Raw genomic sequence first — 13,776 nt, 5'->3', positions numbered from 1 at the left:
TTTTGGAAAGGAGCATGATTTACAAAATGCAACCTGTTAACATACAAGAGGCGGTAGCCCGTCTGAACCCGGAGCAGCGTAGGGCTGTGGAGACGACAGAAGGACCGCTGCTCATAATGGCCGGCGCAGGCAGCGGCAAGACGCGTGTGCTAACGCACCGCATCGCTTATTTAATTGCCACCCGCAAGGCCGCGCCTTGGTCTATCCTGGCGATTACGTTTACGAACAAAGCGGCCCGCGAGATGCAGGAGCGGGTTTCCCGGCTCGTTGGCGGCTCGGAAGGACGTGACATTTGGGTCTCTACCTTTCACTCCATGTGCGTGCGTATTTTGCGGCGAGATATCGAACGGATCGGTTTCAACTCGAATTTTTCCATTTTGGATACGACAGATCAGCTCTCGGTCATTCGCAATTGCATGAAAGAGCTGAATCTGGACACGAAGAAATTCGAACCGAAGGCTGTACTAAGCATGATCAGCACGGCGAAGAATGAACTGGTTACACCGCAGCAGTATGAGCAGAAGATCGGCGATTATTTTGAAGGCATTGTTGCCAAGGTCTATGCGATGTATCAAAAAAGATTGCGCAGCAACAATTCGCTGGATTTCGACGATCTGATCATGAAGACAATTCAACTGTTCAAGGAAGCGCCAGAGGTGCTTGATTTCTATCAGAATAAATTCAAATACGTCCATGTCGATGAATATCAGGATACTAACCGGGCGCAGTACATGCTGTGCCGGATGCTGGCGGATCAACATCACCGCATCTGCGTCGTCGGCGATAGCGACCAGTCGATCTACCGCTGGCGCGGGGCGGATATTAGCAATATCCTTAATTTTGAACAGGATTATCCCGAAGCGAGGACTATTCTGCTGGAGCAGAATTACCGCTCCACCTCGAATATCCTGAACGCAGCCAATGGTGTGATCGCCAACAATACAGGACGTAAACCGAAGAAGCTGTGGACCGATAAAGGCGAAGGCGACAAGATTAAGGTCTATCGGGCTGATTCGGAGCATGATGAGGGGTATTTTGTTACTTCGGAAATCCAGAAAAATATTAAAACAGGCAAGTCATACCGCGACCATGCGATTCTATATCGGACTAACGCCCAATCCCGGGTCATAGAGGAAGTGCTGATCAAGTCGGATATCCCGTACCAGATCGTAGGCGGAATTAAGTTCTATGATCGTAAAGAGATCAAGGATCTGCTCGCTTATCTGCGTCTTTTATCCAATCCGGATGATGATATCAGTCTGACGAGGATTATCAATGTTCCCAAGCGGGGGATCGGTGATACGACCGTTGCGAAGCTGGCGGCAGCTGCTGCTGAACGAGGTGTGTCGATTTACCGGGTGCTGGAGACCGTGGATGATCTGGGCTTCGCTGGACGGACGCGCAATGCGCTAGTTGAGTTCTTCGATATGATCGACGGTCTGCACCGGATGCTGGAATATCTGTCTGTAACAGAATTGACGGAGAAAATACTCGAGGCCACCGGTTACCGTATGGAACTGCAATCTGAAAATACGATCGAGTCGCGTTCGCGTCTGGAAAATATCGATGAGTTCCTGTCGGTGACGATGGAATTCGAGAAGAACAACGAGGAAAAGACGCTGGTTGCATTCTTGACGGATCTGGCGCTGATTGCGGACATCGATTCCATGAATGATGACGAAGAGGAGCGTCCGCTGGATGACGCGGTCGTCTTGATGACGATGCACAGCGCCAAGGGACTGGAGTTCCCGATCGTGTTCATTGTCGGGATGGAGGAAGGGGTGTTCCCGCATAGCCGGGCATTCCAGGACGAGGAAGAGCTGGAGGAGGAGCGCCGTCTTGCCTATGTAGGCATTACGCGCGCGGAGCAGAAGCTGTTCCTCTCCTGTGCGCAGATGCGGACCTTGTACGGGCGGACGACGTCCAATCCGCCGTCCCGCTTCCTGGACGAGATTCCGGATGACTTGAAGGAGGACACCGTCATCGCCCGCGACCGATACCGCCGTGGGGCAGGTATCGGGGGCGCCTACAGCGGCCGCGGTTTCGGCGGCAGCGGCGGGGGCAACTTCGGCCACCGTGGGGCCGAAGGAAGAAGCGCTGCGGCGCCTGGCGGCCGCAGCGGGGTGACCGTCAGCGTGCCAGGGGCCGCTGGCGGAATGCGCCCCGCACCGGGCGGAGCCGGTGCGGCGGGCGCCGGGGCTGCCACAGGCGCAGCCCCGGGCGGCTTCAATGCCGGCGACAAGGTATCGCACGGCAAATGGGGCATCGGCACCGTCGTGTCGATCAAGGGCTCCGGTAATGACACGGAGCTGCAGATCGCCTTTCCGGCGCCGGTCGGCGTGAAGCGCCTGCTCGCCAGCTTCGCTCCGATCACCAAGGTGATCGAGTAAGCGGGCTCGCAGCGCCGCAATGCACTTGCTATCATTCTGGCAAGCAAGTGATATTCGCACGAAGTTCCCATAATAGCAAGTTTTTACCCATACCCCAGAAAAGCCTGCAAATATGCAGGTATTTCGCCAAAGTTCCACCCCGTAAGAGAGAATTCCTGCGAAAATGCAGGTATTTTCTCCACATCAGCCTGATTTCGAAGAAAAAAGCGAAAAAGCCTGCAAATATGCAGGCTTTTCCTCCGAACAGGTGGTTTTGGATCCAAAAACCTGCATATTTGCAGGTTTCGAGACTCCGCGTGCATGGAGAACCTCTACATGGAACTTGAATGAGGATTTTACACTAGCAACACGGGTATGAAGTAACTTTATATCTTATATTTTCCATTCTAGTTACAAACATCAATCGAGATCCATAACCTCAGTTGGCGAAGGATCTCGATTGATTTAGTTATGGCGTATAGATGGGTGAATTAGTCGCGATACCATATATAGGTTAGTGTGTATCAGAGTGTATATGGATAAATGTAGCAATGCACGCATTAGAATGTTCGTACTAAAGAGTATCAACAAGTGTATCAATATGTGTACTTGTATATGTGTTGAGTTCTAAGTCGGTGTATATACCATCATGCAAATCACCATCTATATCAGCGCCCATATCAACAGTATGTTCATTAGCACAAGTATTCGCATGTCCACCAACGAGGTACAAACTTATGTCGGTACACGCATCAAAGTTGCATTGATATGTATGACAGTATGTTTATCAGTATGTGCATTACCACCTCAACCTCACGTGTATAAGTGTATGTATCAATTTTCAACCAGTAAATACATCAGTTTCAGCGCTAGCCAGTGTTAGTATGTGTATATAGTATATATTTATATTTGCGCCAAGTGTATGCGCTAGTACGGTTGTTATTAGGTATATCAATTTATGTATCTAAGTATGTGTTCTGGTATATGCGTAAATATGTTTCTAGAATGCTCGTTGTCGTGTGCGTGATCGTGTGCAATACCATGCATACCATCGCATGTCTAAATATGTATACCAATATGTGTATCGGGTTCCGGAATACTAGAGTACCCTCGAATCGACATGACAGAGGTTATAGAAGCTCCTTAAATTGGACTATCCTGTAAGGATGGGAGGCGGCTAAAACTCTAACGAAACCTGGTATCGCTATTTGCGCAGAAAAGGGCTGTTCCATATTGTAACGAAACTGGGCATCGCTATTGGGGGGAATTAGGGGGCTAAAGGCTGTATTTTGCCAGAATAACGATATGGTGTTTCGTTAGGTTCGAATTGCTCTTGTTTTTAGGGCGTTAACGATATAGAGTTTCGTTAGAGCTATAGAGTGGGCACCATCATCACCATACATCAATTCGGTTATGTGAATTGACATATATACTTTGAACTATATAAGGAGGGTTGTCCCTGCATGGACGCTAGGCAAAGAATGGAACAGCTCGTGGAGCAATTGAATCACTACAGTTATCATTATTACACGTTGGATCAGCCGTTGATCAGTGACAAGGAGTATGATGCGCTATATGATGAACTGACGGCACTTGAGGCGGAGACTGGCGTGACCTTGCCGGATTCCCCGACCATTCGTGTCGGTGGGGAATTGCTTGAGGGCTTCAAGCCGCATCGTCATCTGGCTCCGTTATGGAGCTTGGACAAGGCGCAGAATGAAGAGCAGCTTCTGAACTGGAATGGGCGGGTACAGCGCTTGATCGCGGACTACAACAGCAAGAATCCCGATCATCCGCTTCCGGACCCGACCTATGTGGTCGAGCTGAAGTTCGATGGGTTGACCCTCAATTTGACTTATAGTGACGGCAAGCTGGTGCAGGCGTCCACGCGAGGCAATGGAGCCGTTGGCGAGGGAATTCTGGCCCAGGTGAAGACGATCAAGTCGGTGCCGCTGACGATTCCATATCGTGAGGGGACGATTGAGGTTCAGGGCGAAGGGATTATGAATCTGTCCGTACTGAGCAAATACAATGAGACGGCGGCAGAGCCGTTAAAAAATGCCCGTAACGCCGCTGCAGGAGCATTGCGTAACCTGAATCCGAAGACGACGGCGGAGCGCAAGCTGAGCGCGTTCTTCTACAATGTCGGTTATTCGGACAACATTCAGTTTGCGGATCACCGCGAAATGATGGATTTTCTCAAGGAAAATCGCTTCAAGGTCAATCCCTATATTACCTATCATAATGATTTTGCCCAAGTCATGGAGGAACTGCATCAGATCGTAGAACGGCGGTCTACGCTGGATTACCTAATTGATGGAGCTGTCATTAAAATCACAGATATGCGTATCCGCGAAGCGCTTGGTTATACGGATAAATTCCCGCGCTGGGCTGTCGCCTTCAAATTCGAGGCTGAGGAGACGACGACGATACTGGAATCGGTCAGCTGGAATGTCGGGCGCACCGGGAAGGTGACCCCGATTGCCAAGGTGGAGCCGGTTGAACTGGCCGGAGTAACCGTGCAGAATTGCACACTGAACAATATCGGTGACATTGAACGCAAAAATTTGAAGTTCGCCCTCGGCACTCGTGTCTTTATCCGCCGTTCTAACGACGTCATTCCGGAAATTCTCGGCAAAGTAACCGATGAACAGGATGGCGAAGAGATCATATTCCCGACCGAATGTCCAGCCTGTGGCTCAACGCTGGAGCAGCGCGGCGCGCATCTGTTCTGTAATAACCGACTCGATTGCAAGCCGCAAATTGTAAGCAGGATCACGCATTTTGCATCCCGGGATGCGATGGATATCGAGACTTTTAGCGAGAAGACGGCTGAGCAATTATATGAGGAAGTGCATATTCATGAACCGGCGGATCTCTATACTTTATCCTTTGAAGATCTGATCAAGCTGGAACGCTTCGGCGAGAAGAAGGCGAATAATTTGCTGGAAGCGATCGAGCAGAGCAAGGGACGTGATTTGGCAGCCTTCTTGTTCGCTTTGGGCATTCCTAATACCGGCAAATCAACGACCAAGGTGCTAGCAGATCATTTCCGCAGTTTACAAGCTGTGATGAACGCCAGTGCTGAGGAATTAACGGCTCTACCGGATATCGGCGATATCGTGGCGGACAGCATCGTGTCGTTTTTTGCCGATCCGCTCAATCAGGCTGGCATACAGAAGATGCTTGATCTCGGCGTGGAAGCCAAAGCTCCTGAAGAGCAGGTGGCCCCGCCTGCAGACTCCTTCTTTAACGGCAAAACCGTCGTTCTGACCGGGACGCTGCATAAGTTGACCCGCGATGAAGCCGGTGCTCGCCTTGAGGCTCTTGGCGCCAAAGTGACCGGCAGTGTGTCGAAGAAGACTGATGTGGTCGTTGCCGGCGAGAAAGCCGGCAGCAAGCTGGCCAAAGCCCAGGCGCTAGGAATTACTGTCATCGAAGACGAGGATGAATTCATACGTCTGCTAGAAGGAGGCAATTTCTTCTCCTAACCAACTCAATAACCTATCCCCAAGCAGCTAGCTACTTCCTAATCCGTGTGCGGGCTGCCTGGGGATTTTTTTGTTATTTGAGATATTAGGCTGAAAGTTATAATAATTCAAAATATAGGAGGTTGGAATGGGAATAAGGCTCTACTCCAGAACGCTCTCCGTACTCCTGATTTGCTCCTTGATAGCGGGATGTGCAGGCAGCCCGGCCCCTTCAACAGAGAAGCAACAGCTCAAAATCAAGCTACTGCACTCAGACGCAGACTCCTTTTACCGGCTGTACGGAAATTTATATGAAATGAAGAACGACAAGGTTGAATTTGAGATCGTCAGCACGCGAGAGGTGAATCAGCTTGCAGGTAGTGACGGCATGACCTATGAAGAGGCTTACGACGAAGTAGTCGAACGGGAAAGACCGGATATTCTTATCCTGGATACGTCAGAATTCCACAGATATATAGCAGATGGGAAGCTGGCTGAGCTAGATCCATTCATTGCGAGGGATAAATATGATATCGACACCTTTCTTCCTGGCCTTGTGGATGAGCTAAGACAGTTCGGCGGGGACAAGCTATATGGGCTTGCTTTTCAATTCTATGGAACCGCGGTGTATTATAACCAGGATTTGTTCATCAAGCATGGAGTGGAGCCTCCTTATGATGGCATCACCTGGGAGGAAATCATTCATCTGGCCCAGCGCTTTCCTGTGGATGGAGATGAAGAATCGCGGATTTATGGTCTGGCTTCTCAGTATCCGCCGAACTTTAAGTATCAGGTTATGATTTATTCTGCAGCCGCAGGTTTGTCGATAGTCGATCCGAGTACGATGCAAGTCACCGTCCATACAGAATCCTGGAAAAAGGTATACGAACTAGCGCTGGAGACAGTCCAATCTGGCACTATCCACAGTCTGGAGGAAGCAGAGCAGGATGTACGTATGTCATATACTAAGCGCGATTACTATACATCTCATCCCTTTATGATGGGGCGCGCAGCCATGATCGTTGAGACAGGGGCATTTATACCGGAGCTTGTAGAGGCCAGGGCAGACTTGAAAGATTTCACTCCTTTTGAGCTTGGCTTGGCCGCTGGTCCAGCCGACCCCGCTGATCCGGGAACGACTCGAGAAAATACGCTAGGTGAGATCTTTGCGATAAATGCGAATGCGAAGAATAAAGATGCCGCCTGGGAGTTTGTTAAATTTGTGAATAGCACCGAGTTTGCCCGAGTTCGCTACTCTAACCCGCGCAGCCTGAAGACAAGGATGGAGACGAATCGGCAGTACCATGGAATAGACCTGAGTGCTTTCTATACTTTGCGGATGAAGCTGGATCCTAACGGAGGTTCTGCACTGAGCCAGATTCCGAAGGGATTTTTCGCAGAATTTCAGAGTATCCAAGATCGTGAGATCAAATTCATATTAGATGGTCAAAAATCGATAGACGAGGCATTAGAAGAAATGCAGACGGAGGGGCAGCAGGCTCTCAACCTAGCGAGGCACCAATAATTATCGGCAATATTCGACTTAAACTACGATATCCAGGCTCCTATTTACCTGATTATGGTAGATTATTCTGCCATCCTATGTAATAATGATTGGAAGCGAAGACCTAATATATAACTTTTCTGGGGATTTGCATGGATTCAGTATAGTAGGTTCATAGAATTGGGAGGTTATGATGAGGAGTAAATGGATTCACAAGTTTATGCTTTTGGTGATGGCAGGTTTGTTATTGGCGGGCTGTACCAACGGTCCGGCTAAGAAAGATGTGAAGACAACATCGACTGTAAGAGTGATGTATTACAATGAGGATTCTTTCCATCAAACTTATGGTGATCTGTTCACGATTCAGAATGATGACATCAAAATTGAAGTTATAAGCACAGACAAAATGTACAGAGACGGCGAAATCGAGGACTATGATAAAGCACTGCAGGATTTCATCGATACGGAGCAGCCGGATGTCTTGATGGTGGACGTGGGAAGATATAGCCAGATGGTGTCAGAGGGGAAATTAACGGAGCTAGATTCGCTTATCGAGCGCGATAAGTATAATACCGAGTCAATCTATCCGGCTTTGCTTGATATTTTGAAGGAAAAGGGCGAGGGCAAGCTGTATGGGTTGACGCCTACCTTTTACAGAAATGTGATTTACTATAATGCAGATTTGTTTGCTGAACATGGGGTTGAATTGCCTCAGGATGGCATGACCTGGCAGGATATTATCGATACTGCTCGCCGTTTCCCGACAGACGGGGAAAAGGATACCCGAATATATGGATTTGGTAGAGAACACTACCGTGGTATGACGCTGGATATCCTGGCTAACACCATCGCATCTCCTTTAGGATTAAAGACCGTGAATCCAGAGACCAAGAAGGTTACGGTTAACACAGAAGCTTGGAAGCAGGTCTATAAGCTCGCCCAAGAAGCTCTCGAATCGGATGCCCTTTATAATCTTCAGGAGGATCCTTTTGAGAATGGTGGGATGCGGAATTATTATGAGAGTCAGTTATTCCTGATGGGACGTATGGCCATGACGGTGAATGGTCCCTATTATCTGCGCGAACTGAAGGAAATTAAGAATAGAGTACAGGATTATAAGCCGTTCCAGGTGGGAATCGTGGCTGGTCCGGTCGATCCTGCTAATCCTGAGATATCCCGGGATGTCTATTTGAATAATGTGACGGCCATTCGGGCCAATTCTCCGAATACAGATGCAGCTTGGGAGTTGGTCAAGTTCATTAATGGAGAGCAGTATGCCAAGATTAAATCAAGGTCGATGAATGACGGCATTTTGTCGCGTATGGGAATGACTAAGGATTCTGACGGAATTAATATGGAAGCCTTTTATAAATTAAAACCTGCTATAGATGATAGTTCCAGTGCTGTAGAAGACAAGATTCCCTATGAATTTTACAGTAAATTTTACGATATTTCCTCGCGCGAAATTGGCCTAGTGGAGAGTAAGAAGAAGACGATTGAAGAGGCTCTGCAGGTGATAGAAGAGGAAGGACAGGCAGCGCTTGACCAAGCTATCAAGGAAAAGGAAGCCAAGGACGGGGCGCCAAAAGATAAGGAAGAAGCCTCGGCGGACAGCAGTGAAGATCAAGGGGTGTAACTTTCAAATGGGTAAAGACGTATAAGTTAAGGAGACAATTAAAAAAATTTAATTTAATTCGGGAGGGCAAAGATGCGGGGGAAAATATGGTCAAAGGTTGCGCTACTACTCATGAGCTGTGTGCTTGTGGCTGGCTGTTCGAGTGGCGCAGGTAAGAAGAAAGAAGAGACTAAATCGACGCTAAAGGTAGTATTTGGTGATGAGAGCTGGTTCTATCAAGAGTATGGTGATCTGTTCACCATGAAGAACGGGGAGAATATTGAGTTTGAGGTAGTATCTACGCAAGGCTTGTACAATGATTTGGAAAATAAGACGTACGAGGAAGCCTTCAATGAACTGATTGATAAGGAAAAGCCGGATGTATTGATGCTGGATCTCAATAGTTACGAACAATATATTAGCGATGGCAAGCTGGTGGAACTGGATACGTATATTGAGAAGGAGAAATATAATCTTGAAGGCATTTATCCAGGTCTAATTGAAATGCTGAAGGAGATTGGCGGTAGTAAAATATACGGTCTTTCCCCATCTTTTTACGGGAATGCCGTGTTCTATAATAAAGATTTATTCAATAAATACGGCGTAGAAATGCCGCATGAAGGAATGAGCTGGCAGGATATTCTCGATCTGGCTCGCCGCTTCCCGACGGATGGCGATGAGAAGACTCGCATCTATGGGTACGGTGATAATTACCCGGTTTCGATGGATCAGCTGCTAAGCATGATTTCCAGTGCAGAAGGCTTGATGAATGTTAATACAGATACGATGAAGGTGACAGTGGACACCGATTCTTGGAAGCGAGTATTCCAGCTAGCGATCGATGCCGACAAATCCGGGGTTGTCTATAATCCGCAGGATGATGAGGGCTTCACTGGTGGAACGATGGAGGAATACTACCAAAGCCAGCCATTCTTGATGGGACGAGTGGCTTTGATGGTCAGCAGCCCTTATATGATTAGCAACCTGAAGGATGTGAAGGATAGACTTAAGGATTTTAAGCCGTTCGAGCTAGGCATTGTCTCTGGTCCGGTTGATCCGGCGGACCCTACGTCGACATATAACACTAGCTTGGGACAAATTTTTGCGATCAATGCGGACTCGCCGAATAAAGACGCGGCCTGGGATTTCATTAAGTTCGTTAATGGCGAGGATTTTGCCCGAGTTAAGTCTAGATCCGGAAACAATATGATGACTAGAATGGGCTTCAATAAGGATATCGATGGTCAGAGTCTGGACCCATTCTATGCATTGAAACCGAAGATGAGCAAGAACTATCGCAACTGGGATAAAATGCCTGATAATTTCTACGGTGAGTACAATATGATTATGACGAGAGAGATCGGGCTGGTTAAAGAGAACAAGAAGACTTTAGATGAGGCGCTCAAGACGATTCAATCCGAAGCCCAGGCAGCTCTGGATAAAGGCTTAAAGGAGAAAGAAGCGAAGAAGGACAAGGCTGGGGAAGAAGGAGCAAGCTCTGACAATGCGTCGGGTGGTGGAACCTCAGAATCTGCTACAGACGCTGAGACGACTGAATAGGTCATTGATATGAATAAGGCATCCTTTGTTCTTCTTTGTGTAGTGTAGGGGTTAGCCCTTCTACTCTGCCTGAAGTGGACGAGGATGTCTCTTTTATTTACATAAAATCTCGAAGGTTAAGTAAGAAATGTAACTTTGTAACTCACAAATACGTTTTATCAATGTCACATTAAAAAAAATTCATAGTATCTAGGAGGAGAACATGCGGGGGAAAATATTTCATAAGATCGCTTTGCTCGCCATCAGCTGTGTACTCGTGGCAGGTTGTTCAAGCGGAGCGGGCAAAAAGGTGGAAAATACGAAATCGACGTTAAAGGTAGTCTTTTATGATGAAAGCTGGTTCTATCAACAATATGGCGATCTGTTCACCATGAAGAATGGAGAGAATATTGAGTTCCAGGTCGTTTCAACCCAAGGCTTGTATAGCAATGATGAAGGCAAGAGCTATGATGAGGCATTTGACGATCTAATCGAGAAGGAGAAGCCGGATGTACTAATGCTTGGCAGCGATAACTTCGAGCGTTACATTAACGATGGCAAGCTGGTCGAGCTGGATCCGTATATCGAGAAGGAGAAATATAATCTGGAAGGGATTTATCCGGGCCTGATAGACATGTTGAAAGAGATAGGAGGCAGCAAGCTGTATGGTCTTACTCCATCTTTTTACGGGAATGCTGTGTTCTATAATAAAGACTTGTTCGATAAATATGGCGTAGAAGCACCACATGAAGGAATGAGCTGGCAGGATATTCTCGATCTGGCTCGCCGCTTCCCGACGGATGGCGATGAGAAGACTCGTGTTTATGGCTATGGCGACAACTACCCACTTACGATCGATAATCTGATCAGTAATATTGCCAATTCAGAAGGTCTGATGAATGTAAATACGGAGACGATGAAGGTAACCGTAGATACTGACTCGTGGAAGCGGGTATTCCAGCTGGCGATCGATACAGATAAAGCCGGGGTTGTCTTCAATCCAAAGGGGGATGAGGGCTTCACTGGCGGATCGATGGAGGACTACTATCAAAGTCAGCCATTCCTGATGGGAAGAGCTGCAATTACAGTAGGTTATCCATATATGCTTCAGAACTTGAAGGAAGCGAAGGAAAGATTGAAGGATTATAAGTCATTTGAGCTAGGCATTGTCTCGGGTCCCATTGACCCGGCCGACCCTACATCGACGTACAATTCGAATCTGAACGATATTTTTGCGATTAATTCGGCTTCACCGAATAAAGATGCGGCCTGGGATTTCATTAAATTCGTTAACGGCGAGGATTACGCTCGCGTGAAATCTAGATCCGGCGGAGATCTGATGACTAGAATGGGCTTCAAAAAAGAGATTGAAGGACAAAGTCTGGACCCGTTCTATGCGCTAAAACCGAAAATGAACAAGCGTTATCGGAACATGGATAAGCTTCCGGATAACTTCATGGGTGAATACAATACGATTTTGAATCGAGAGCTTGAATTGGTTAAGGACAATAAGAAGACTTTAGATGAGGCGCTCAAGGTGATTCAGTCGGAAGCCCAGACAGCTTTGGACAAAGGCTTGAAGGAGAAAGAGGCTAACAAAGGGAAAGAGGGAGCTGGTACGAATGATACTGACTCCGGCGTTGTAGTTACAGATTAATTCTGGTGAATAGATGATGTTGAGGAGGCACTCCTTGTTCTCTCTGGTAAAATGTTTGCTTTGCATTCTATTTTACATAGAGAGACTGGGAGGTCTCTTTTTTTATATGTAAGTCGGCATGTCGAATAGGAAACATTATGAGACATTTGATGAATTAATGGAGAAGGATAAGTGTGATCTAGAGATAATTTATCCCGGGTTGATCGAAATGCTAAAAGAGGTCGGTGGAGGTGAATTATCCGGACTCTCCCCAGCTTTTTATGGGAAATGCGGTGTTTTACAATAAAGACTTATTTCAAGAGTATAGGGGACTGAAAAAAAGAAACGAAAAAAAGTCTTGCAATTCTTTCGTGAACGTGATAAATTATTTCTTGTCGCTTTTACAAGTGATTGTCGAAGCGGCCGCGATGATGTCGAAAAAAGTTGTTGACATGCATCGGACGATTTGATAATATAGATAAGCGTTCGACAAAACCTGATGGGTTGAAACGAACGGATAAGTTCTTTGAAAACTGAACAAATGGAACGCGTCAATTTATCAACGATTATTATAATCGTCAGATTCAAAATGAGCTAATCGCTCTTTTCAATGAGTAACAACTTTATTGGAGAGTTTGATCCTGGCTCAGGACGAACGCTGGCGGCGTGCCTAATACATGCAAGTCGAGCGGACTTGATGGAGAGCTTGCTCTCCAGAGAGTTAGCGGCGGACGGGTGAGTAACACGTAGGCAACCTGCCTGTAAGACTGGGATAACTAGCGGAAACGTTAGCTAATACCGGATAATTTATATTCTCGCATGAGGAGATAATGAAAGACGGAGCAATCTGTCACTTACGGATGGGCCTGCGGCGCATTAGCTAGTTGGTGGGGTAATGGCTCACCAAGGCGACGATGCGTAGCCGACCTGAGAGGGTGAACGGCCACACTGGGACTGAGACACGGCCCAGACTCCTACGGGAGGCAGCAGTAGGGAATCTTCCGCAATGGACGAAAGTCTGACGGAGCAACGCCGCGTGAGTGATGAAGGTTTTCGGATCGTAAAGCTCTGTTGCCAGGGAAGAACGTCCGTTAGAGTAACTGCTAACGGAGTGACGGTACCTGAGAAGAAAGCCCCGGCTAACTACGTGCCAGCAGCCGCGGTAATACGTAGGGGGCAAGCGTTGTCCGGAATTATTGGGCGTAAAGCGCGCGCAGGCGGCTATTTAAGTCTGGTGTTTAATTCCAAGGCTCAACCTTGGGTCGCATTGGAAACTGGGTAGCTTGAGTGCAGAAGAGGAGAGTGGAATTCCACGTGTAGCGGTGAAATGCGTAGAGATGTGGAGGAACACCAGTGGCGAAGGCGACTCTCTGGGCTGTAACTGACGCTGAGGCGCGAAAGCGTGGGGAGCAAACAGGATTAGATACCCTGGTAGTCCACGCCGTAAACGATGAATGCTAGGTGTTAGGGGTTTCGATACCCTTGGTGCCGAAGTAAACACATTAAGCATTCCGCCTGGGGAGTACGGTCGCAAGACTGAAACTCAAAGGAATTGACGGGGACCCGCACAAGCAGTGGAGTATGTGGTTTAATTCGAAGCAACGCGAAGAACCTTACCAGGTCTTGACATCTGAATGACCGGT

The 13,776-nt window shown here is 47.6% G+C and carries 6 protein-coding genes and 1 other annotated feature; all 6 genes read left to right on the top strand.

All coding sequences use genetic code 11. The features are described 5' to 3' along the window. Positions 1 to 26: 26 nt before the first annotated feature. The 6 genes from pcrA to BFJ94_RS16615 all read left to right on the top strand — a co-directional run bounded on the left by pcrA (position 27) and on the right by BFJ94_RS16615 (position 12,154). The gene (pcrA, locus tag BFJ94_RS16645) at positions 27 to 2,390 is read left to right on the top strand and encodes a DNA helicase PcrA (RefSeq protein WP_120463661.1); all 2,364 of its coding nucleotides are present in this window, start codon (positions 27 to 29) and stop codon (positions 2,388 to 2,390) included. A gap of 1,442 nt (positions 2,391 to 3,832) precedes the next feature. Then, positions 3,833 to 5,860, top strand: a complete 2,028-nt coding sequence (gene ligA / locus BFJ94_RS16635; RefSeq protein WP_120463659.1) for an NAD-dependent DNA ligase LigA — start codon at positions 3,833 to 3,835, stop codon at positions 5,858 to 5,860. A gap of 127 nt (positions 5,861 to 5,987) precedes the next feature. Further along, entirely contained in the window at positions 5,988 to 7,364 is a 1,377-nt protein-coding gene (locus BFJ94_RS16630) for an ABC transporter substrate-binding protein (protein WP_120463658.1), read from the top strand. Positions 7,365 to 7,533: 169 nt separating this feature from the next. Then, the gene (locus tag BFJ94_RS16625; protein WP_120463657.1) at positions 7,534 to 8,979 is read left to right on the top strand and encodes an ABC transporter substrate-binding protein; all 1,446 of its coding nucleotides are present in this window, start codon (positions 7,534 to 7,536) and stop codon (positions 8,977 to 8,979) included. 72 nt (positions 8,980 to 9,051) lie between these two features. Continuing rightward, positions 9,052 to 10,518: an ABC transporter substrate-binding protein gene (locus BFJ94_RS16620; protein ID WP_120463656.1), complete on the top strand. Its 1,467-nt coding sequence runs from the start codon at positions 9,052 to 9,054 to the stop codon at positions 10,516 to 10,518. Between the two features lie 202 nt (positions 10,519 to 10,720). Then, positions 10,721 to 12,154 carry an ABC transporter substrate-binding protein gene (locus tag BFJ94_RS16615; RefSeq protein WP_120463655.1) on the top strand — a complete coding sequence of 478 codons (1,434 nt, stop codon included), beginning with the start codon at positions 10,721 to 10,723 and terminating at the stop codon, positions 12,152 to 12,154. 610 nt (positions 12,155 to 12,764) lie between these two features. Continuing rightward, positions 12,765 to 13,649 (top strand) — a sequence feature (16S ribosomal RNA rRNA prediction is too short). Positions 13,650 to 13,776: the final 127 nt, after the last annotated feature.

Source organism: Paenibacillus aceti, assembly GCF_003614185.1.
In the GTDB taxonomy this organism is placed as follows: Bacteria; Bacillota; Bacilli; order Paenibacillales; family Paenibacillaceae; genus Fontibacillus; species Fontibacillus aceti.
This window is presented reverse-complemented; position numbering and strand designations above follow the sequence as displayed.